The 23,774-nt window shown below is 32.3% G+C and carries 21 protein-coding genes; 11 read left to right on the forward strand and 10 right to left on the reverse strand.

The annotated features are described in order from the left end of the window. Positions 1-12: 12 nt before the first annotated feature. From VDP25_RS02240 to VDP25_RS02260, 5 genes are all read right to left on the reverse strand, one after another. The gene (locus tag VDP25_RS02240) at positions 13-219 is read right to left on the reverse strand and encodes a hypothetical protein (protein WP_334466316.1); all 207 of its coding nucleotides are present in this window, start codon (positions 217-219) and stop codon (positions 13-15) included. Between the two features lie 12 nt (positions 220-231). After that, positions 232-1,014, reverse strand: coding sequence for a (Fe-S)-binding protein (locus VDP25_RS02245; protein WP_215925856.1), 783 nt, complete (start codon positions 1,012-1,014; stop codon positions 232-234). An 81-nt stretch (positions 1,015-1,095) separates the two neighbouring features. Then, on the reverse strand, positions 1,096-2,412 hold the full coding sequence (locus VDP25_RS02250; RefSeq protein ID WP_334466320.1) for a (Fe-S)-binding protein: 1,317 nt from the start codon (positions 2,410-2,412) through the stop codon (positions 1,096-1,098). 13 nt (positions 2,413-2,425) lie between these two features. Next, positions 2,426-3,373 (reverse strand): MlaD family protein, encoded by a 948-nt coding sequence (locus VDP25_RS02255; RefSeq protein ID WP_334466323.1) that lies wholly within the window; start codon positions 3,371-3,373, stop codon positions 2,426-2,428. Between the two features lie 54 nt (positions 3,374-3,427). Then, entirely contained in the window at positions 3,428-4,543 is a 1,116-nt protein-coding gene (locus tag VDP25_RS02260; RefSeq protein ID WP_334466326.1) for an N-acetylmuramoyl-L-alanine amidase, read from the reverse strand. 111 nt (positions 4,544-4,654) lie between these two features. On the opposite strand from VDP25_RS02260, the gene VDP25_RS02265 reads away from it, so the two are divergent. Continuing rightward, positions 4,655-7,414, forward strand: coding sequence for a putative LPS assembly protein LptD (locus VDP25_RS02265; RefSeq protein ID WP_334466329.1), 2,760 nt, complete (start codon positions 4,655-4,657; stop codon positions 7,412-7,414). Between the two features lie 212 nt (positions 7,415-7,626). Further along, complete coding sequence (locus VDP25_RS02270) at positions 7,627-8,007, forward strand: RidA family protein (protein ID WP_334466332.1); 381 nt, start codon at positions 7,627-7,629, stop codon at positions 8,005-8,007. Between the two features lie 39 nt (positions 8,008-8,046). Here VDP25_RS02270 and VDP25_RS02275 read toward each other — a convergent pair whose 3' ends face one another. Beyond that, positions 8,047-9,189 carry an acyltransferase family protein gene (locus VDP25_RS02275; RefSeq protein ID WP_334466335.1) on the reverse strand — a complete coding sequence of 381 codons (1,143 nt, stop codon included), beginning with the start codon at positions 9,187-9,189 and terminating at the stop codon, positions 8,047-8,049. Positions 9,190-9,354: 165 nt separating this feature from the next. On the opposite strand from VDP25_RS02275, the gene VDP25_RS02280 reads away from it, so the two are divergent. From VDP25_RS02280 to VDP25_RS02290, 3 genes are all read left to right on the forward strand, one after another. After that, positions 9,355-10,125 (forward strand): TIGR02757 family protein, encoded by a 771-nt coding sequence (locus tag VDP25_RS02280; protein ID WP_334466338.1) that lies wholly within the window; start codon positions 9,355-9,357, stop codon positions 10,123-10,125. A gap of 187 nt (positions 10,126-10,312) precedes the next feature. Continuing rightward, complete coding sequence (locus VDP25_RS02285) at positions 10,313-11,353, forward strand: GMP reductase (RefSeq protein WP_334466342.1); 1,041 nt, start codon at positions 10,313-10,315, stop codon at positions 11,351-11,353. A gap of 111 nt (positions 11,354-11,464) precedes the next feature. Beyond that, positions 11,465-12,952 carry a S10 family peptidase gene (locus VDP25_RS02290; protein WP_334466344.1) on the forward strand — a complete coding sequence of 496 codons (1,488 nt, stop codon included), beginning with the start codon at positions 11,465-11,467 and terminating at the stop codon, positions 12,950-12,952. A 91-nt stretch (positions 12,953-13,043) separates the two neighbouring features. Here the strand turns inward: VDP25_RS02290 and VDP25_RS02295 are convergent, their stop codons facing one another. Next, positions 13,044-14,939 carry a M61 family metallopeptidase gene (locus VDP25_RS02295; protein WP_334466346.1) on the reverse strand — a complete coding sequence of 632 codons (1,896 nt, stop codon included), beginning with the start codon at positions 14,937-14,939 and terminating at the stop codon, positions 13,044-13,046. A gap of 81 nt (positions 14,940-15,020) precedes the next feature. Here VDP25_RS02295 and VDP25_RS02300 point away from each other — a divergent pair, with 81 nt between their 5' ends. The 5 genes from VDP25_RS02300 to VDP25_RS02320 all read left to right on the forward strand — a co-directional run bounded on the left by VDP25_RS02300 (position 15,021) and on the right by VDP25_RS02320 (position 20,289). Continuing rightward, on the forward strand, positions 15,021-16,028 hold the full coding sequence (locus VDP25_RS02300) for a glycosyltransferase family 2 protein (protein WP_334466349.1): 1,008 nt from the start codon (positions 15,021-15,023) through the stop codon (positions 16,026-16,028). Between the two features lie 103 nt (positions 16,029-16,131). Beyond that, positions 16,132-18,057, forward strand: coding sequence for a BatA domain-containing protein (locus VDP25_RS02305; RefSeq protein WP_334466351.1), 1,926 nt, complete (start codon positions 16,132-16,134; stop codon positions 18,055-18,057). Continuing rightward, positions 18,054-19,307 (forward strand): dihydroorotase, encoded by a 1,254-nt coding sequence (locus tag VDP25_RS02310; RefSeq protein WP_334466355.1) that lies wholly within the window; start codon positions 18,054-18,056, stop codon positions 19,305-19,307. Before VDP25_RS02305 ends, VDP25_RS02310 begins: the two co-directional genes overlap by 4 nt. Beyond that, complete coding sequence (locus tag VDP25_RS02315) at positions 19,307-19,639, forward strand: hypothetical protein (protein WP_215925871.1); 333 nt, start codon at positions 19,307-19,309, stop codon at positions 19,637-19,639. The genes VDP25_RS02310 and VDP25_RS02315 overlap by 1 nt, the downstream gene beginning before the upstream one ends. A 2-nt stretch (positions 19,640-19,641) precedes the next feature. Continuing rightward, a complete protein-coding gene (locus tag VDP25_RS02320) occupies positions 19,642-20,289 on the forward strand; it encodes an alpha/beta hydrolase (protein ID WP_334466358.1) in 648 nt (215 codons plus the stop codon). Here VDP25_RS02320 and VDP25_RS02325 read toward each other — a convergent pair. Further along, complete coding sequence (locus VDP25_RS02325) at positions 20,282-20,788, reverse strand: hydrolase (RefSeq protein WP_252723646.1); 507 nt, start codon at positions 20,786-20,788, stop codon at positions 20,282-20,284. The two genes, VDP25_RS02320 and VDP25_RS02325, sit on opposite strands and share 8 nt — an antisense overlap. Positions 20,789-20,790: 2 nt before the next feature. Further along, positions 20,791-21,552: an MBL fold metallo-hydrolase gene (locus VDP25_RS02330; RefSeq protein WP_334466361.1), complete on the reverse strand. Its 762-nt coding sequence runs from the start codon at positions 21,550-21,552 to the stop codon at positions 20,791-20,793. 203 nt (positions 21,553-21,755) lie between these two features. Here VDP25_RS02330 and VDP25_RS02335 point away from each other — a divergent pair, with 203 nt between their 5' ends. Next, positions 21,756-23,210, forward strand: a complete 1,455-nt coding sequence (locus tag VDP25_RS02335) for a TonB-dependent receptor (RefSeq protein WP_334466364.1) — start codon at positions 21,756-21,758, stop codon at positions 23,208-23,210. Between the two features lie 81 nt (positions 23,211-23,291). Here the strand turns inward: VDP25_RS02335 and bcp are convergent, their stop codons facing one another. Further along, complete coding sequence (gene bcp / locus VDP25_RS02340; protein ID WP_334466367.1) at positions 23,292-23,747, reverse strand: thioredoxin-dependent thiol peroxidase; 456 nt, start codon at positions 23,745-23,747, stop codon at positions 23,292-23,294. Positions 23,748-23,774 lie beyond the last annotated feature (27 nt).

Here is a 23,774-nt window from a genome sequence, read left to right on the forward strand (position 1 = left end):
TTAAACATATTATTAATCTTTCTTTTTTGTGATTTTATACCTAAAGGCATAACTCATTACAAGTCCAAAAAAGAAAGCATTAAATAGAAACTTTAGCAAAGAAAATGGTTGGTCTGTAAAATAATCTAAACCTGCCATTAATGAAGCATATAACAAACCAGTGCCAATACCTGAAATAACCCTCTTTTTTAACGGTAGTTTTTCAATATTGTTTTCCACAACTTTATTGTTTTATGCATTAGCAATTAACTCAGCAATATCCATCACCTTTATGTCAGCTTCTTTTTCTTTAAACTTTACACCATCTGTCATCATGGTATTACAATACGGACAACCAGTGGCAATAATTTCTGGTTGGGTTTCTAAAGCATCTTCTGTTCTAAGAATATTAATTTCCTTATTTCCTGGTTCTGCATCTTTAAACATTTGCGCCCCTCCTGCTCCACAACATAAAGCAGTTCCTTTATGTCGCTTCATTTCTATTAAAGTTGCATTGGTTTTTTTTAGTACATCTCTTGGTGCGTCATAAACACTATTAGCTCTTCCTAAATAACAAGGGTCGTGAAAAGTAATACGCTTACCTTTATAGGTATTGCCATCTAATGTTAAGCGACCGGATTTAATAAGTTCTTCTATATATTGTGTATGATGAATAACCTCATAGTTACCACCAAGACCTGGATATTCGTTTTTGATACAATTAAAGGAATGAGGATCACATGTCACAATACGTTTTACGTCGTAAGCGTTTAAAACTTCAATATTCATAACCGCTTGCATCTGAAATAAAAATTCATTGCCCGCACGCTTAGCGACATCACCAGTATTACTTTCTTCAGTTCCTAATACAGCAAAATTTACGTTTGCTTTATTTAGAATTTTCACGAAAGCTCTTGTTATTTTCTTTGCTCTATCATCGTAACTTCCAGCAGAACCAACCCAAAATAAAATTTCTGGTTGCTTGCCTTCTGCCATCATTTCTGCCATAGTTGGCACATTAAGTTGCTCGCTCATTCTATTAAATTTAATCGTTTTTGGGTTTTACTTAAAAAAAGTGTTAGCAATCATAAATTGTATTAAACCTTTAAACTATTTTTAATTTTCGTCTTTCCAATTTAAACGATCCATTTGGTTGTAAGGCCAAGGTGCACCGTTATTTTCTATATTAGTCATCATGGTATTCAATTCCATTGGTGCAGCACTTTGCTCCATAACTAAATAGCGACGCATTTCTATAATAATTGATAACGGATCTATGCTAACTGGACAAGCTTCTACACAAGCATTACAAGTTGTACAAGCCCAAAGCTCTTCGTTTGTAATATAATCTCCTAAAAGTTGTTTACCATCGTCTTTAAATTCGCCGTTATTCGCATCTATATTTTTACCAACTTCTTCTAATCGATCTCGCGTATCCATCATAATCTTACGAGGAGATAATTTTTTTCCTGTAAGGTTTGCAGGACACTCACTTGTACAACGCCCACACTCTGTACATGTATATGCATTAAGCAGCTGCACCTGACTCAAATCCATGACATCACTTGCACCAAATTTAGCAGGTACTTCATCCTCAGAAGTTTCAGGAGGTACGGCGTAGGGATCGGCATCTGGATCCATCATTAATTTTACCTCCGCAGTAACAGCTTCTAAATTATTAAACTTTCCTTTTGGTACCACTTTCCCAAAGTACACATTAGGAAATGCTAAAAGAATATGTAAATGTTTTGAAAAGTATAAATAGTTTAAGAATATTAGAATACCTACAACGTGTAACCACCAAGCAGATCTTTCTATAACAGAAAGTGTACCTTCTGAAAGACCGTTGAACCATGGTGCAATGAATTGTGAAATTACATTTCCTGCTTCAATATTCTGAAATGTAGTATCTGTAGCGTTCATTATTAAGAATAAACACATTAAAACCACTTCAAAATAAAGAATAATATTACCATCACTCTTTGGCCAACCTTTCATTTCTGAACTTAGGAATCGTTTTATTTTAATAACGTTTCTTCGTATCCAAAACACTATTACAGACACTAAAACTAAAACCGCTAAAACTTCAAACGATCCAATTAAAAACCCATATACAGATTCTGGTAAAACAGATAAACCTATTCTATGTGTTCCAAAAAGCCCATCGATAATGATTTCTAAAACTTCAATATTGATAATAATAAAACCAACATAAACAATGGCATGAAGAAACCCAGAAACAGGTCTTTTTACCAATTTACTTTGGCCTAAAGCGATATTAATAACGTTTTTCCAGCGCTCAGATTTATTATCATTAGCATCTACTTTATGTCCTAATTTAATATTACGAATTAGCTTTTTTACGTTGCTTGCAAAATAGCCGATACCTGAAATTAAAATTATGGCAAAAATGATATTTGGTAAGTATTCCATATCTTAGAAAGGTCTAATTATTATTTAATTGCTCTTGCGTTGGCGCCTCATAAGGAATTTCCTTTTTGGATAAAATACGTCTGTATCTCGCAGGATGTAATTTAATATCTAAAAGTAATAATTCTAATTCTTTAGATGCCTTTTCTAGATTATCATAAAGAGCATCGTCTTTTAACAATTTACCCATAGAACCTTTCCCTGCTTCCAAGCCAGCTGCTAACTGATTAAATTTTAAAAGCATTTCATCTGCATTCTTAATGGTATTAGAAAGTTTTGCTTCATTAAGATCTTTGATTAAAATAGCTAATTCTGCACTGGTTTTATCAAAATTATCTAATACTGACGTTAATTTTTCGTCATTTGCTTTTATAAGGTTGTTCGCAGAAAATGCGACACTCTTAAACGACTTTAATGTTGCGTTGAGTTCTGCTATAGTTTGTTTTAAACCCTCTTCAGACTCATCAGTCACCAAGGTATTTAAGTTCCCAACTAAAGTATCTGTAGAACGCAGTGTTGTTCCTAAATCTTTACTAATATCCGAAAAATCATCACCTAAAGAAGTGATTAAGCCTTCTTTTACCTCTGACTGAATAAAATCACCTGCTTGTGCAATTTCTCCATCAGCAGCATCAATTATAGCTAAGGCATTGCCGCCCATTAAACCTGTTGGATACAATCTAATTTTACTGTTTTTAGAAAATTTTAATTTAGGATTAACCGAAAAAGACACACGGGTTTTACCAGAATCAAAATCATAAGAAATATCTTCAATTTTGCCTATCTTATTTCCCTTAACAGTAACAGGAGAGGATGCACTTAAGGCATTATAATTAAACTCTGTATAATAGGTTTGGGTATTAGAAAATAAATCTTCACCTTTTAAATATGAAAATAAATATATAAAAAGAGCGATACCAGATAAGACTAATATGGCTGTTTTAACTTCTCTTGAGACTTTCAATGGGCTTTACTTTGGTTTAAAACAAAATTAGGAATAAATATATTAATAATGTTTCTAATTAGAAGCAGATTTTAAGGCTTCTGTCATACTAATTCTTTTACCTCCTTTGAATGCTACAATAAATGCGCCTGAATAACTCTTTTTAGCGTCTTCTTGTAGTTGAATAATCTTATTATAATCGGAAGTATTTCCGCTATAATATTTATAAATATTCCCTATTTTTTCTCTCGAAATTTCATCAAGCCCCTTAAAATTATACGATTTTGCCTCTAATTCTCTAGAACTTGCAGCTATTTGTACTTTAAATGTTACACCCTCTATAACTCTAGGAGTAATAACTTCATCGACCTTTGTTTCGGTTTGCTCTCCAACAAAGATATGGCTACCAACATTTTGGTCAAGTTCTTTTTTATATTCTAGAATAGCAGTTTTAATTGCAGTTGCCATTTTAGTTTGCCCAGCCTTAGTATTAAGATAGCTCCCTTCACTTTTATTGGTTAAAAAACCAACTTCTACCAATACACTTGGCATATATGTATTACGAATAACCAATAAACTTGCTTGCTTTAACCCTCTACTCTTACGCTTAGCTTTATGAATAAAATTATCTTCAATTTTTCGAGCTAAAACAATACTCTGCTCTACATATACTTCTTGTTCAATGCCAATAGCTATAGTAGATTCTGGAGAGCTAGGATCAAACCCCGCATAATTTTCTTCGTAGTTATCTTCTAGAAAAATTACTTCGTTCTCACGTTTTGCTACATCAAAATTACGTCCTGTATTCTTTTCTCCTAATACAAATGTTTCTGTTCCACTAGCTTGTGAGCTATGCGCATTACAATGTATAGACACAAATAAGTCTGCATCGGCTTTGTTGGCGATGTTAGCACGTTCGTGTAACTCAACAAAAACATCAGTTTTACGTGTATAGATGACTTTTATATCTGGATTTTTCTCTAACTCTTTTCCTACTTCTAAAGTTACTTTTAGTGCAATATTTTTTTCACTATGTCCATTTCCAACATTACCAGAGTCATGCCCTCCATGACCTGCATCTAAAACCACTACAAACTTATTATCTTGCGCATTTAAAGCCGTGAAAGATGTTAAAGTAGTTATAAATAAAAGGCCTAAAAATACTATTAGGGGATTTTGCTTCGTTTGCATATTTAATTTTAACGTTTTATTTTCTCGGTTTATTATACATTACTATTTGTTACCGAGTATTTTTCAACTTTATGATTTTAATAATTTAATCACAAAAAAATAACTGTACTTTTGGCGTTTCAAAAACCGAGCCATACTTTTACAAAAATACATTTAAAAGGATTGCGTACAAATAGCTTTTACATACTTTTTACCTTGAGTTTTACAGTGTTTATCAACACTTTTAGCTTCGCCCAGGAATTACCTAAAAAGAACGGCTCAATTCCTGCTGAGCAACGCAAGGACTCTACAACAATAGTCATAGATTCTATTGTTAAGCCACTTATAAATATAAGAGAGATTGACTCTACTAAAAAAGATTCTACAAAAAAGGAAAGCTTTTTAACTGATGCGGTAAAGTATAAAGCTAAGGACTATGTCTCTTTAAATCAAAAGCAAAAAAAAATATATCTATATAATGAAGCCGAAGTGTTGTACCAAGACATGGAAATTAAGTCTGGCGTTATAGTAATTGATTATAGTAAAAATTTGGTGTATGCTGGTCGTATAAAGGACTCAACCGGCTATTCACAACGTCCTGTATTTAAGCAAGGAGAAAATATTATTGAACCAGACTCCATTGTTTTTAATACCGAATCTAAAAAAGCTCTAGTTTTTAACTCTAGAACTGAACAACAAGGTTTTAAAGTCTATTCCCCAAAAACAAAAAAGGAAAATGACTCTACTTATTTTATGGCTAATGCACGCTTTACAACAGCCGAAGATGAGGAGGATCCTGAATACCAGTTTGTAACTTCTAAAATGAAAATGGTACCTAACAAAAAAGTAATTGTTGGTCCTACTTACATGGAAATTTATGGTGTACCAACACCTATAGCCTTGCCTTTTGCCTTTTTTCCGATGACAAAAAAACAAACCTCTGGTATTATATTTCCTTCTTTTGGCGAAGACAATAATAGAGGTTACAACCTACAAAATGGTGGTTATTATTTTGCTATTAGCGATTATTTAGATTTAGCTGTTCTTGGAGATTACTACACTAATGGTAGTTATGGTTTGCGTGTGGAAAACAACTATGCAATGCGTTACAAATACAGAGGTAATGTAAGTTTTAGATACGAAAACTTATTAAGTAGCGAACGTGGATTCCCAGACTTTAGTAAAAGTACGGTTTACAATATTAGATGGTCGCATAGTCAAGACACAAAAGCAAACCCGAATTCGCGTTTTTCTGCATCTGTTAACTTAGGAAGTAGCTCTTATTTCCAAGAATCTATAAATCAATTAAACCAATCTAGTTTTTTAAATAACACACTTGCTTCTTCTGTATCTTATTCTAAAACACTACAAGGTGACCCTCAAGTAAACGTTAGTCTAACAGCTACGCATAGACAAAACACTAATACAGGAGACATTGATTTAACATTGCCAACCATGCAGGTTTCTATGGGTAGAATTTATCCTTTCGCACCCAAAACTGGAACAAAAAAAGGAGCTATTCACAACATTAACTTTCAATTAAACACTAGAGGAGAATACAGTATTAAAACCAACGATACTATATTTGGTAAAAGCGAAATGTTTGATGATGCCATAACAGGAATAAAACATAGCATACCTGTCACTACAAATTTTAAAGTATTTAATCATTTTAGTGTTAGTGCTAATGCTAATTTCGAAGAAAATTGGACCCTTAAAACCGTAAAAAAAATCTACGATCAATCTTTAGAAAAGGCTGTATCTATAGACCAAAATGGTTTTGACCGTTTTTTAACATATAATGTTGGTGCTAGTGTTGGAACTACGATTTATGGTATGTATAATTTTGAAGAAGAAGGTGAGGATAAAAAGCTAAAAGCAATCCGTCATGTCATGCGACCTTCTATAAGCTACTCTATTAGTCCGGCTTTTAACCAATATTACGAGACTTACGACGTCATAGATGCAGACGGAACAACAACAGACCAAGTAGAATATACAAGATTTGAAAACTCCTTATATGGGAGGCCAGGAAACACTTACTCTAGTCGTGTTGGTCTTTCTTTAGGCAATAATCTTGAAGCTAAGATACGTGCTAAGGATTCTACAAAAACAGAACCTGAAAAAATATTTATATTAAATAATCTTAACTTTTCAACAGATTATGACATTGCCGCAGACTCACTAAAATGGAGTCCGGTTCGTGTAAGTGGTGGTACTCAAATTTTAAACAAAAAAATGAGTATTAACTTTGGGATGACACTTAACCCCTATGCTTTAGACAGTAACAACAATGTTATTAACACATTTAATATTGACAATGGCGGAAGTTTATTTAGACTAACCTCTGCTAATGTAAACATGAGCTACACCTTATCTAATGATAGTTTTTCTGGTACTGAGTCTGACAGTGACAAAGCCTCTGCCCAAGAGTCTGCTCGTTCTGGAGGACGAACAGATGATTTATTTGGAAAATCTCAAGATTTTGCAGATCAACGCCTTTCAGATAGAGATAAAAACAAAGACGATAAGGAAGAAGATAATGAATTCTACAACTATAAGATGCCATGGAGTCTTAGATTAGCCTACTCTGCCAACTATACTAATACAAGACGTGAAGACAAAATATCTTCACATTCGTTAATGTTTTCTGGCGATGTAGATTTATCTCCACGCTGGAGTGTTGGAGCCTCTTCTGGTTATGATTTCTTAAACAAAGGATTTACATATACTCAATTGCGTTTTGAACGTGACTTATTAAGTTGGCGTATGAATTTTTCTTGGATCCCTTTTAGTGATCGTAGCTCATGGAATTTCTTTATAGGTATTAAATCTAGTCTACTTAAAGATTTAAAATACGACCAACGTAAAAGGCCTGACCAACAACTTTAAACACTTAAACAACTCATTTTAAGCTACAAAAAAAAGGTATAATACCCATTTTAATTAAAATGCTTCTTACATTTTTTTAACCATTGTATAGCTTATTTTTTTTTATAACCGCAGCAATTTTATTCTTATAAAAAACATTAAATTTGAATTATTGTTCAACCTTTAATAAGATTTCAGTTTCTAAAAAAATATTGAAATAAGTTTAGTATAAAATGAAAAAAATAATAAACACTACCAAAGCACCTGCACCAATAGGACCATATAATCAAGCCGTATTAACAGGGAACACATTATATACCTCTGGTCAAATAGCCTTAGATCCTGATACTATGGAATTGGTTTTAGATGATATTAAAACCGAAACCAGACAAGTTATGGAAAACATGAAAGCCGTTTTAGAAGCTGCAGACATGACGTTTAAAAACGTAATTAAGTCATCAATATTTATTAGTGACATGAATAACTTTAAACAAATAAATGAGGTTTACGGTGAATATTTTGAAGAAGCAACTGCTCCTGCAAGAGAAACTGTTGAAGTAGCTAATTTACCAAAGTTTGTTAATGTTGAGATTAGCATGATTGCTGTTAAATAATATTTAATCTCCTTTAATTGATAGTATCTGTTGAGGCGCTTATTGTCTTAGTTTTTTTCTAAAAAACGCTCTCCAATTTATAGCTTCTAAATTTGGAAGTAATGGTCCTTCTTGCCTTGGTCTTCCAAATAATTGCGGAACATACTTATTTAACGCATTTATTATTGGATAACACACCAATAAAGATAGTATTGAAATAACTAATGCATAACCTGTAATTTGCCACCATATGCCATTATCTGGATATAAACTACCTAAGAATTTATTAAGAAACGCATAAAAAATACCATTTAGACCAATTAAAATAAGTGTGTTTTTTCCAATAAAATCAAATACTTTATTAGATTTCAATATTATAGATAAACTAATAATACCAAGTATCCCTAAAAACGATGAAACTAAAAACCACAATAAACTTCCATACTGAGCATAAATCATATTAACATTAAACCCCTCAAAAGGACTATTAATATTATAAGTAAAAAACAACCCTACAAAACCTACGAATATTAATGGTATAAATGCCCATTTAACCGTATTCACAAGCTTATTTATATATGGGTATACCACATATCCTAATAGATAAAAACCAATTGCAATTATTGCAGTATGAATAAACCACACATTTTTATCAACACCTGTTAAAGCCGAAAATTGTTCTATTCTATTACTAATTATAACACCACTCACAAGAAACACAAGCCCAATAATAAATAGAGCAAATGGTTTTTTAAATATCGTCGTAATTGCAGCGATTATAACCTCTGCAACAAATAAGCACACTAAAAACCATGTAATAATATTTAATTGTGGATTACCTCTACCGTAACTCAATATTTGTTTTACAATAGTTCCTAACTTTAGACTATCATAACTAATAAAATTATAAATCAACCATAGTGGCAATGACAATAATGCAAAAGCAAATACTGGTAGTAATCGTCTAAGAAAAAGCTGTTTAAATTTTAAACTAAAACTCGTAACTGGTTTAAAATAAAATCCCGAGATAAAGAAGAACAAAGGCATATGAAATGCATAAATATACTTGTGCTGCAGAAAAGCAATATCATTAGTTTCAGAATATAGGTTTTTAACAAAATGTCCATAAAAAACCAAAAACATTCCAATGGCTTTAGCTGTATCTACCCACTCTATTCGAGACTTCGATTTTTTATTTAACATAATAACAATAGAATCACATAATTACCATTAAGACGAAAAGTCACGAGAAAACATTAAGTCTTAAAATGTCATCAAAAGTAATTAAGCTAACATAAAAAAACAATACGTAGTTTTACGTATATAAAATTAATTACTTTATTTTTAATTTTAAAATTACTCACCTCCTTGAAGCTTAAAAAATCAGAACTAAAAGAATTCCTTGATGAAAAGGTAGTCCTCTACAACAATCCTAAATTTATTGATAGCGACCCTATTCAGATTCCACATCAATTTTCTAAAAAAGAAGATATTGAAATTGCAGCATTTTTAACAGCAACTATTGCTTGGGGAAATAGAAAAAGCATCATTAAAAATGCAAATAAGATGATGGATTTGCTAGATCACTCCCCTTTTGAGTTCATCACTCAACACCAAGACACCGATTTAGAGCGTTTAAAGCCTTTTGTTCACCGTACATTTAATGGGAATGATTTTATGCAGTTTGTTGAAAGCTTACAACACATATACAAAAACCATAATGGCTTAGAAGCCCTGTTTTTGAAGTATGCTGAAAAAGATTCGCTTCAAAACAGTATTCATCAGTTCAAAAAAGTATTCTTCGAAGTTCCGCATTTAGAACGCACACAAAAACATGTTAGTGATCCTCTTAGAAACTCAGCCGCAAAACGTATTAACATGTTTTTACGCTGGATGATAAGAAACGATAATGCTGGAGTAGATTTTGGAATTTGGAAATCCTTATCTCCTTCACAGTTAAGCTGTCCTTTAGACGTACATTCTGGTAACGTGGCTCGTAAATTAAAACTTCTTAATCGTAAACAAAATGATGGTAAAGCTTTAGCCCAATTGGATAAAGCCTTACGAAAATTAGACCCTAAAGATCCTGTAAAATATGATTTTGCCTTATTTGGTCTAGGGGTTTTTGAAGGCTTTTAAACCTAGAAACTATTCAAAAAAACAACTGTAGAATACAACATTACGTCTATAAAATCATTTGACAGGTGCTCTACATCAAGACCTTACTATAAACAATTGTTAATAAAACATTGTAAGACAAACACAATTCTAAACTTCCTTTTTCAAAGAACTTGTATTTTTGGATATAACCAAATATTCCTCGAAGATGCATATAGAACACGATATAAAATTAGGCTTTAAAGATGTCATGATTCGTCCAAAACGTTCTACATTAAAAAGCAGATCTCAAGTCACGTTAGAGCGCAATTTTACTTTTTTAAATAGCAAATCAACTTGGGCTGGTATACCTATAATGGCTGCAAATATGGATACTGTGGGCACTTTTGAAATGGCTCTAGTTTTATCTCAACAAAAACTATTCACAGCAATACACAAACACTACTCTACCCAACAATGGCATACTTTTTTAAATACAGCTCCCAAAGATATTGTCAACTATATCGCTATAAGTACAGGAACGGGAAAAGAGGATTCTAAAAAACTGAAAACAGTATTTGAAAATCACCCAGAGTTAAAATTTATATGTATAGATGTTGCTAATGGTTACTCTGAGCATTTTGTGGAATTTTTACAACAAACACGAGAACAATATCCTGATAAAGTAATTATAGCAGGCAATGTTGTTACTGGCGAAATGGTAGAACAATTACTGCTCTCTGGTGCAGATATTGTAAAGGTTGGTATTGGTCCTGGTAGCGTGTGCACCACACGTGTTAAGACAGGAGTTGGTTATCCTCAGTTATCTGCAATTATTGAATGTGCCGACGCAGCTCATGGCTTAGGCGGACAAATTATTAGCGATGGTGGCTGTGCCACACCTGGTGATGTTGCTAAAGCATTTGGAGCTGGAGCCGATTTTGTAATGCTTGGAGGTATGTTTGCTGGCCATACCGAAAGTGGAGGTGAACTTATATCACGAAACGGTGAGCAATTCAAACAATTTTACGGCATGAGTTCTTCTACTGCTATGGATAAATATGTTGGAGGTGTTGCAGAATACAGAGCTAGTGAAGGCAAAACCGTAGAAGTTCCTTACAAAGGTGACGTTAAAGCTACTTTACAAGATATTTTAGGAGGCTTACGTAGTACTTGCACCTATGTTGGCGCAGAACGTTTAAAAGAGTTAACCAAACGTACAACGTTTATTCGTGTTGCTGAGCAAGAAAACCAGGTTTACAATGGTTAAACTGTTTTTACATATACCATAGATACACTTTTAGTTTAGGCATATTAAAAGCATTCCAAATTCAAGGTTCATTTTAGTATCTTTAAACTTTTCAACTAAATTCCAATCCATATGAAAAACCGTCTTATTATCCTTTTGTGTCTTAGTTTTACCATTAGCTTTTCTCAAGACTTAAAAATCCCAACAGATACTGCATACGTTACCAACCATTCTGTTACGATTAAAGGAAAACAAATTAATTACAAAGCTGAAACAGGGTTTCAACCTGTTTGGGATAACAATGGTAAAATAATTGCATCACTTTACTACACCTATTACAAACGTACCAATGATCCAAAAGGAAATGACAGACCTATCATTTATTCGTTTAATGGAGGTCCAGGATCTGCTTCACTTTGGATGCACATTGCTTATACGGGACCAAAAGTTCTTAATATTGATGATGAGGGCTACCCAATACAACCTTATGGAGTAAAAGACAACCCTAATTCTATTTTAGACGTTGCAGATATTGTATTTATAAACCCTGTAAATACAGGTTATTCTAGAAAAGTAGCAGATAAAGATGGTAAAATGCCTGATAACAAATTGTTTTTTGGTATTAATGCAGATATAAAATATTTAGCAAGTTGGATGAATACTTTTACAACAAGGCAAAACAGATGGCAATCCCCTAAATATATTATTGGTGAAAGTTATGGAGGCACTCGTGTTATGGGCTTATCCTTAGAACTTCAAAATAGACAATGGATGTATTTAAATGGTGTCATCATGGTATCTCCTGCAGACTATAAAGTTTTAAGAGTTGGAGGACCATTATCTTCTAGTTTAAATTTACCGTATTACACAGCAGCTGCTTGGTACCATAAAATGCTTAGCCCTGAGCTTCAGCGTAAAGATTTGTTAGAAATATTACCCGAAGTAGAACATTTTGCAATTAATGATTTAATGCCTGCTATTGCAAAAGGTGGCTTTATTTTAGATGCAGAAAAACAAGCCATCGCTAAACAAATGAGTAAGTATTCTGGTTTATCTGAAAAAGTAATCTTACAACAAAATTTAGATGTCCCAACACGTTTTTTCTGGAAAGAACTACTTCGTGATAAAACCGGAGAAACCATAGGACGACTAGATTCTAGATATATTGGAATAGATAAGGTAGAAACAGGCACCAGTCCTGATTACAATGCTGAACTCACTTCTTGGTTACATTCTTTTACACCTGCTATAAATTATTATATTCAGAATGAATTAGGCTTTAAAACAGACGTAAAATATAACGTTTTTGGCAATACAGGGCGTTGGGATGATTCTAATGATAACACTAGAGATGATTTACGTCAAGCTATGGCACAAAACCCTTATTTAAAAGTGTTGACCCAATCTGGATATTACGATGGAGCTACAACCTATTTTGCCGCTAAATATTCTCAATGGCAAATTGATCCTAGTGGAAAAATGAAAGATCGGTTTTCATTTAAAGGCTACAGAAGTGGACACATGATGTATTTGCGAAATGAGGATTTAATTAAAGCTAATGACGATTTACGTGAGTTTATTGAGCATTCACTTTCTAAAGGCAAATCGGCTAAATATTAAATCGTTTAAGGTATTAAACGGAATAAGTTAAAAAACAAAAAAAAAGGCTTCCTAATATGGAAGCCTTTTTTGTTATCTTAATTATACTAAGTTAGCCTTTTAACCAAGCTGCTCTTAATGCTTTTTGAGCCTCTGTTGCATTTTCATCTTCAACAATAGATTCGTCTGCAGCATATGCTTTAGTCAAGGTTGTTTTAATTTCAACAGGCTTACCATCACGTTCTAAATTCATTGTAATTTCCTGACCTTCTTTCCATCCAAACATACCACCAATAATTTGTTGCGCATTAGCTAAAGTTAAATCTGTTCCATTAACTTTTTTAATCACGTCGCCTGCCTGAACTCCTTGCGATTTCCAAAACGAGTTCTTTAATGCCATCGGTGAAAAGAAAATAGTGCCTTTCTCCTGGTCTCCATCAAAAATAATATTCTGTCCACCAGCAAAAATATAATTAGTTTCAACTTGAGTTTCACCTTTTGTTAAACCAACCATCTCAAAAAATTCATTGTAGTTAATTGGCACATCACCTTCTACATGTGTTTTTAAGAATTCACCAACGCTTGGATAAGTCATTGCAGTAATTTCAGCAATAAGGTTATCATCTACAAAAGGTTTTTCTTTACCATATTTTGCAGATAATTCTTTCATTAAAGATAACATACTTCTATTTCCATCACTTTCCTTTCTCATTAAAATATCAATACACATTCCTATTAACGCACCTTTCATATATACATTATAATATTGAGACGCATAAGGTTCGTCTAAAACATTTTCACTCATAATGGTAAAACTCATGGCATCATCTAAATGCTGTGTAGATGTCGCTATTTTTGACATCATAGTATTATAAAAAGTAGCTTCATCTGACAAACCTTCATACACTTGAAAATGTTGTGCAAAATATTCTGTTACACCTTCGTACATCCACAAATGCTTAGAGAATGTTGGTTTATTATAATCAAAATAATGTATATCTTCAGAATGTACAGATAATGGTGTTACAATATGAAAGAACTCGTGAGCAACAACATCAATGATTGAGGCTTTAAGTCCTTCTAAAGAACTATTTTCACTAAAAACAGCAACTGTAGAGGTGTGATGTTCTAAGGCACCAAAACCTTTTGGAGATGTTTCGTCCCCTTTAGATAAATACACATAAATATCATAACGCGGAGTCGTATTTACATCTCCTAAATAGTTTTTTTGAGCTTCCATCATTTTATAAACCGTCTCTTTTAAACTAGCCGCAGTGTGTTTACCTGTAGGAGAATAAAGACTTAAAACAATTTTAATATCTCCAACCATAAATTCTTCAACATCCAAATTACCATACATCATTGGGTTATCTGTAATATCAAAATAACGTTGTGCAAAATAACTACTCGTTATAGCTGTACCATCTGCACTAGATTTCATCCCTTTATTTTCTAAAGCAGATGTTCTTTTAAAAGTTGCAGGTGCTGTAACATCCAAAGCATATTGACTGTTCTTTAAAGAATCGAAATAACCTATAAATCCATGAAGATTTAAAACATAATTATCTTCTTCTATATTTGTTCCTGCAGGAGAAAACGGCTGCTCTCCACCTATTCCACCATTGGTTTCAATATCAAATGTATCGTTAACATAGTATTGAAGTTTATCTAATTTAGTTGCCTCTGCAATTGTCCATGTGTTATCATCAACTTTAGTTACTGTTAACTCATTTCCGTCGTAATCTAAAGCTTTAAAATCGTCTACATATTTACCAAAATCACTTACAGAATAGGTTCCTTGCACTACTCTTGGCAATCTGTATGTTACAGTTTCAGTGGTAAAGCGACCGGGATTAATGGTCACTGGGACTCTATCATTATTTACAGCTGTTAAATCTAGAACAGTTTCAATAGGATTGCTTATTGCCAAATCATCTACTGTTGGTTTTGCAGATCCACAGCCTACTAAAACGACACTCAAGCCAAGAATGGCTAAATAATTCTTCATGTTTATACTTTTATTTTTTTAGACGCACAAATCTACTATCTGTTACTGTTAAAAACCTAAAGGTTTTGTTAAATTCGCAATATGTTGAAACCATTAGTTAGCATTTTAGTTCCTTTTAAAAACACAGAAGTATTTATCTCTGAATGTTTAGACACAATTCTGAAGCAATCCTATTCCAACTGGGAAGCTATTTTTGTTGATGACAACTCTAATGATAACTCTTATAACATTGTTAAAAATTATACCAAAAAAAACACGAGAATACAACTTTATAAAAGTGAGGGTAACGGCATTATAGAAGCTTTAAGAACAGCTTACAAACACAGCTCTGGAAATTATATTACAAGAATGGATAGCGACGATATAATGACGCCAAACCGACTTGAAGTTATGGTTAGTAATCTTGAAAAGCATGGCAAAAAACATTTAGCTGTTGGACAAGTAAAATACTTTAGAGCAGATGGATTAAGCGATGGGTTTTCACGTTACGAGCAATGGCTGAATAAATTGACCGTTACAGGCAATAATTATTCTGAAATTTATAAAGAATGTGTTATTCCTTCTCCTTGTTGGATGCTTCATCGTAATGATTTAGATGCTTGTGGAGGATTTAATTTGAATATTTATCCAGAAGATTACGACTTGGCATTCCGGTTTTATAAAGCGGGTTATACTTGTATTCCTTGTAATGATGTCCTACTCCATTGGCGAGATTACAGTACACGAACATCTAGAACGCACGAGCATTATGCCGAAAATTCGTTCTTAGACCTTAAAGTACACTATTTTTTAGAGTTAAATTATGATGCTTCTCGTCCTTTAACAATTTGGGGAGCAGGACACAAGGGAAAAACACTTGCCAAAATTCTTTTAAAGGAAAATATTCCATTTTATTGGATTTGCGATAACCCTAAAAAAATAGGCAAACATATTTACGACCAAGAACTTTATAATTTTGATTATTTATCAAAACTTAAGCAACCTCAAAGTATTGTGACCGTTGCTAATACTAAAGCTCAAGAAGAGATAACCCGTTATTTTAAAAAACAAAACATGCAATCTATGATTGATTATTTCTTTTTCTGTTAAAATTCTCAAAATCAAAATCTCTTTATCGTTTTGCATTTTCTATATTTGAAGCATAAAGACCTGCCAGGTTTTAAAAACCTGACAGGTCTGTAAAAAATAAAGAATGCAGTTTAAAAATCCCGAATTACTTTACGCCTTATTTTTGCTGGTTATTCCTATCCTTATACATTTATTTCAACTTCGTCGTTTTCAAAAAGTTGAGTTTACCAATGTTAAGTTTTTAAAATCTGTTAAACTTCAAACTCGTAAAAGCTCGCAACTTAAAAAGTGGATAACTTTGCTAACGAGGATGCTCTTGTTGGCTTGTGTAATTTTTGCATTCGCACAACCTTTTATCCCTAATACAGAAGATTTTAACGAAACCCAAGAAACCGTTATCTATTTAGACAACTCTTTTAGCATGGAAGCTAAAGGCAGTAACGGAACTTTACTAAATGAAGCAATTCAAGACGTTATAAATACGTTACCAGAAGACGAAACCATAAGTTTATTTACAAATAATAAAACCTATAGAAACACTACGGTTAAAGCCTTAAAAAATGATTTAATCCAGCTAACACATTCTCCTACACAGCTTAATTATGATGCTGCTTATTTAAAAGGAAAGCAATTATTTTCAAATCAAGGTGGTGCCACTAAAAATTTAGTTTTGGTTTCCGATTTTCAACAAAAAGAAAATCTTTTAAATTTTGAAACAGACTCTACCATTCAACTTAAATTGGTGCAACCAAAATCTACTTTAGTGTCTAATATTAGCATCGATAGTATTTTTGTTTCTAATACAACAGCCGAAACTTTAGATCTTATTGTAAAACTATCTAACGAATCAAAACCCATTGATAATGTTACTATTTCTTTATTTAATGATGATGTTTTACTAACTAAAAGTGCTATTGATATAGACAAAGAAGCTGAAGCTACATTTACCATTCCTAATAATAAAGTGCTTAATGGAAAATTAATGATTGATGATGCTGGTTTACAATATGACAACACATTCTATTTTAACATTAATTCTAAACCAAAAATTAAAGTTTTAGCCATTAATGAATCTGCCGATGATTCGTTCTTAAATCGGATTTATACAGATGATGAATTTGACTATAAAAGCTTTAAACTAAATGCACTCAATTTTAATTTAATTCCTAATCAAAACCTTATTATACTTAATGAGTTAAACACCATTTCAAATGCCTTAAAAACAGCTTTAGTCGCTTTTAAAAACGATGGTGGAAAACTAGTAATTATTCCTTCAAACGAAATCGACATAAACACTTACAACCAAGCATTTAAAGATTTAAATATTAATTCTTTTTCTAATCAAAATACAAATGAAAAGCGTATTACAAGCATTAACTATAACCATCCCCTTTTAGCAAATGCATTTTACTCTAAAGTTACAAATTTTCAATATCCTAAAGTTGAAACATCGTATCGCTTTTCTTCAAATTCAAATCATGTTTTATCCTATGAAGATGGCAGTCCTTTTTTAGTTGGCAACACCAATACTTATGCCTTTTCTTCTGCCTTAAATTCGGATAATTCAAACTTTAATAATTCACAATTAATAATTCCCGTATTGTATAATATGGGATTGCAGAGTTTGAAATTTTCAAAATTATACTACACTATTGGTCAGTCTAATTCAATTGCTATTCAAACGACCATTGGGCAAGACGATATTTTAACCTTAGATTCTGAAGATACTTCTGTAATCCCTCTTCAAAAAACTTACAGTAAGTCTGTGGTTTTAGAAACGGAAGACTTCCCGAATACGGCTGGAATTTTAAGTGTAAAAAATAAAGAAAATACACTTCAAAATTTAAGTTTCAACTATAACAGATCAGAAAGCAATCTCAGTTATTACGATTTAAATACTTTAACTAACGCAAATATTGAATCCAGTTTAGCAAACACAATTAACAATATAAAAAGTAGCACAAATGTTAATGCGCTATGGAAATGGTTTGTTATTTTTGCACTAGCATTTTTAATAATTGAAATGTTACTTCTAAAATATCTTAAATGAACGCACTCATAAAATCTGCAACCATCGTTGATTCTAAAAGTGATTTTCACAATGAAACGGTTGATATTTTAATTGAAAAAGGTCGTATTTCTAAGATCTCTAAACACATCGCCAACTCCAACAATTACAAAGAAATAAAACGAGACAACTTGCATATATCGCAAGGTTGGTTTGACAGTAGTGTCTCTTTTGGCGAACCTGGTTACGAAGAACGCGAAACCATTGCCAACGGTTTAAAGACGGCTGCAAATTCTGGCTTTACTTCTGTGGCTTTAAATGCCAATTCTAATCCTGTAATAGATAGTTATGCTGATATTACATTAGTAAAATCAAAAGCCAATGACCACGCCGTTAGCCTCTATCCTATTGGAGCATTAACGCAAATGAGTAAAGGTGAAGATTTAGCAGAGTTGTTTGATATGACGAATGCTGGAGCTGTTGGATTTTATGATTATCAAAAGCCAATTTCTAATCCAAATTTGATGAAAATTGCATTGCAATACGCAAGTAATTTTGATGGTTTAGTATGTTCATTTCCTCAAGAATCCAAAATTTCTGGACTTGGTGTCGTAAACGAACATATTAATAGTACTAAGTTAGGCTTAAAAGGAAATCCGGCTTTAGCGGAAGAACTACAAGTGGCTAGAGATTTATTCTTATTAGAATATACAGAAGGTAAACTTCATATTCCGACAATTTCAACTGCTAAATCGGTAGAATTGATTAGAGCAGCTAAAGCAAAGAAACTAAATGTAACTTGTAGTGTTGCTATTCATAATTTAGTATTTACAGACGATGTTTTACAAGAGTTTGACACCAATTATAAAGTGCTCCCACCACTAAGAACACAATCCGATTGCAATGCTTTAATTGAAGGCTTAAAAGACGGTACAATTGATATGGTGACTACAGACCACAATCCTATTGACATTGAGCATAAAAAAATTGAATTCGATTACGCTAAATACGGAACTATTGGCTTAGAATCTGCATTTGGAGCTTTACAAAACATCTTTACCACAAAAAAAGCCGTTAGTCTTTTAACACAAGGTAAATCTAGATTTAGCGTTTCTGAAACGTCTATAAACGAAGGAGAATTGGCAGATTTAACATTGTTCAATCCAGATACAACTTACAAATTTAACACTACTCATATTTTGTCACGATCTAAAAATAGTATGTTTTTAGGCTTAAAACTTAAAGGCGAAACCTATGGGATTATTGCCAATAACAAAATTGTTTTAAAATAATGGATCAGAATACTATAAACGAAGGAAAAACTTTAGGTTTAGTAGCCTATTTAACGTTGTTTGGTACTTTAATTGCCTTTTTCATGAACCAAGACAAGCGAAATCCATTTACGGCTTTCCATATTAGACAAGGTTTAGGATTAGGCTTTACTTACATTCTAATTGCATTTGTTATCAGTAGTTTAGACAGTATGATGATTAGCATGTCCTTTTGGATTTTCTTTTCTGTGTTATACCTCTATGCCATATATGGCGCAATAACAGGCAAGCTAAATAAGATACCTCTACTAGGTGATTTTTTTCAAAAAATTTTTAATACCATTGGACAATAATTATGTCGAAATTACACTACATCACAAGACCTTCTTCTCTTAAAGAAAACGCACCACTTTTAATAATGTGCCATGGCTATGGAAGTGACGAAAATGATTTATTTTCCTTTGCTTCAGAATTGCCAGAAGAATTAATGATTATTTCTTTACGAGCACCTTACGCTATGCAACCTTATGGAAATGCGTGGTATGCTATAAATTTTGATGCAGACAAAGGTAAATGGAGTGATAATGAACAGGCAAAACAATCGGTAAATTTAATAGCAGAATTTATTGATTATGCTTGTAACACATACGCTGTTGATTCTAAAAATGTAACCTTATTAGGTTTTAGTCAAGGTACTATATTAAGCTATGCTGTGGCATTAACTTATCCTGAGAAAGTTAAAAATATTATAGCCTTAAGTGGTTATATCAATGAAGATATTTTACCAGAATCTATAAACGAAAGTGATGTTTCACATCTAAACTTTTTCTGTTCTCACGGTACTGTTGACCAAGTGATTCCTGTAGATTGGGCTCAAAAAGCACCAGTGTTTTTAAAAGCTTTAAATATTAATTGTGAGTATTCAGAATATCCTGTAGGACATGGTGTTGCGCCACAAAACTTCTATGATCTAAAAGACTGGCTGTCTAAACACATTAATTAATTGAAGGGTACATTAAATACTCTACCAATTCATATTTAAGATTGTGCTTCTCATCAATAGTGTAAGACACAATAATTTCACCCCAAAATTCGCCATCTGTAAAGTTGGCTATAATCCATTTATGATTTAAAATTCTAGCTTTATTAATTAATAATTTAGAATCTGTCATAGACACATAAGGTACAATAGGGTGTTCTTCGCCTTCATATATGTTCATATCATAAAGACCATCCAAAATTGCAGGTATTAACTGTTCTGTATCGTAACCTTGAGCTTCAAAATAAGTTAAAGCATCTTCATTTTTATCAATATTGAAATAATTGAGTTCAAAATTTTGTTCTTCTAAAGCTTCTATCTTTTTTTCACTTTTTGAAAGCTTAGACTTCATTGTAACAATATCTTTTTCGTATTTGTCAATGATGTTTTTAGAATTTACATACTGAAAAATAAGTAACAATACTGAAAAAATAAATAAGTACATTAAAATTTTGTTCTTCATATCTAAATGGTAATTTGTAAGTTATCGTAAGCTAAAAAAACGTTTTCTGGTAATTTTTGTTGCACGTCATCATGAAAACCTAACAGATGACTAATATGTGTTAGATAAGTACGCTTTGGTTTTACTTTTTTAATAAATTCGAGTGCTTCTTCTAAATTAAAATGCGACATATGTGGCTTTATTCGTAATGCATTTACCACTAAGACATCTAAATTTTGAAGTTTTTCAATTTCGGAATCTTCAACCGTTTTCATATCTGTTAAATATGCGAAATTATGAAATCGATATCCAAAAACCTGAAGCCTATAATGTAAGCCCTCAATAGGAGTAACATTAAGGTTTCCTGCTAAAAAAGGTTCATTCTTAACTTCAATTTTAGTTACACTTGGAACTCCTGGATATTTATTTTCGGTTGTAAAAATATAATCAAAACGTTTTTCTAAAGCTTTAAAAACGCGTTGATGTGCATACAATGGAATATCACCTTGTCTAAAAAAAAACGGTCGAATATCATCTAAGCCCATGGTATGATCTGCATGCTCATGTGTAAAAATTATACCATCTATTCTAGAAACTTTAGCATTGAGCATTTGTTGCCTAAAATCTGGACCACAATCTATAACAAAAGTATACTTCTCCCATTCTACTAAAACTGAAACACGAAGTCTTTTGTCCTTTGGGTTATTGCTCAAACATACAGGATGATCACTTCCTATTATAGGAATTCCTTGCGATGTACCTGTACCTAAAAATGTGATTTTCAAAACTATTATATTAGTAATATGATTGAAATTATTATAATCGTAAAAAACCGTTTTTTTCACTTTCTATAAATAGAATAATGAAAAAAAATACCCAATATAATTACTGTATTTTCAATTCGAATATCGTCCAACAAAAATAAACTTATTTTTTTGTTTACAATAGTAAAACTGTACCTTTGCTTTAACGATATAAACCCAATTCTATGAAGGACATAACGTATACAGGCGACTCGGATTTTGAAAATATTCCGTCTCTAAAAGACAAAGCCTTACGGATTAACCTTAATGCAGATATTTATGGTACCTTTTCTGAAATTGGAGCAGGACAAGAAACTGTGCGTCAGTTTTTTAGAGCTGGAGGTGCTTCTGGTACCATTGCTAAAGCTATGTCTGCTTACGATAAAGATTTTAGTGATGCTATTTATGGTATTGAAGATGATAAACGCTATGTTACAGAAGCTAGGCTTCGTAAAATGTTAAATCACGAAGTTGGTTTAATGGAAAAGCGTATCACAAGAGATAAACATCCAAATAAAATATTTTTCTCTTACGCTAATACTGTTGCAACCATAGATTTTGCTAAAAAATACAAAGGCCATGGTTGGGTTGGTATAAAATATCAAGTTGGCCCAGGAGAAGATTACAATGAGATTGTACTTCATATCCGTTTTAAGGAAACAGATGCACGTTTACAACAAGAAACTTTAGGTAAATTAGGTACAAATTTAATTTATGGTGCTTTCTATAAATACAATCAACCCCGAAAATTATTACGTTATTTATATGACCATTTAGATAAAGATCAATTAGAAATTGATACTATTAATTTCTCTGGTCCTGTATTTGAAGATGTAGATAACCGTTTAATGAGTTTACAACTGGTTAAAAACGGAATGACAGATGCCGTAATGTTTGCACCAGATGGTAATAATGTATTACCTGCTCGTGTGTTATACAAAAAAAATATACTAACCCTTAGAGGAAGCTTTAGACCTGTTACTAAAGTAAATATGGACATGTTTGAGAAATCTTACGAAATGTTCATTAAAGAAAATAAAGTAGATAAAGAAAAAACACAAGTTATTTTCGAAATCACATTATCTAACTTAAGAGCTGAAGGTAAAATTGATGAGCAAGATTTTATGGATCGTGCTAAATTACTATGTTCTTTAGGACAAACGGTATTAATTTCTAACTTCCAAGAATATTACAAGTTAGTTGAATATTTCTCTCAATATTCTAGAGCAAGAATGGGCTTAGCCATGGGAGTAAATAACCTTGTAGACATTTTTGACGAGAAATATTACCGCCATTTAAGTGGTGGTATTTTAGAGGCCTTTGGAAAACTATTTTACAAGGATTTACGTGTTTATCTATATCCTATGGAAAACAAAGATGGTAGCATAACCAACAGCGAAAATCTTAAAGTACATCCACGTATGAAAGAACTCTATAAATTCTTTAAATACAATGGCAAAGTTGTAGATATATCAGATTACGACAGCTCTAACTTGTCTGTTTTCTCTAGAACTGTTCTTAAAATGATTTCAAATAATGAAAACGGTTGGGAAACAATGTTACCTGAAGGGGTTTCTAAATTGATAAAAGAAAAGAGCTTATTTGGATGCGAATCTGAAGAAGTACTGCATAAAAATTGATATTATATATAAAGTAAAAAAGCGACCATTTACCTACTAAACATAGTGTAATGGTCGCTTTTTTTTTATTCTAATTCTGTATTATTCTCCTAATATCTGCTCAGAATGAGCCTTTGTTTTTACTTTTGAAATAACATCTTCAATAATACCGTTTTCATCTATAACAAATGTCGTACGGTGAATACCATCATACACTTTCCCCATAAATTTCTTTGGTCCCCAAACTCCAAAAGCTTCAATAACAGCTTTATCTTCATCTGCTAATAAAGGATACTGAAATGTATATTTATTTTTAAAATTAGACTGCCTTTTGGCACTATCTGCACTAACTCCTAAAATCTCATAACCGTTTGCTGTAAAACGCTCGTAATTATCATTTAAGTTACAAGCTTCTGCTGTACAACCTGGAGTACTTGCCTTTGGGTAAAAAAACAAAACTAACTTCTTTCCTTTATAATCATTAAGTGTGATTGTATTTCCATCTTGATCTAAAGCTGCAAAATCTGGAGCTTTATCTCCTGCCTTTAAGTGTGTCATATTATGTAAATTTGTATTTCTGTAAAA

The sequence above is a fragment of the Winogradskyella sp. ECml5-4 genome (assembly GCF_036903175.1).
GTDB lineage: Bacteria > Bacteroidota > Bacteroidia > Flavobacteriales > Flavobacteriaceae > Winogradskyella > Winogradskyella damuponensis.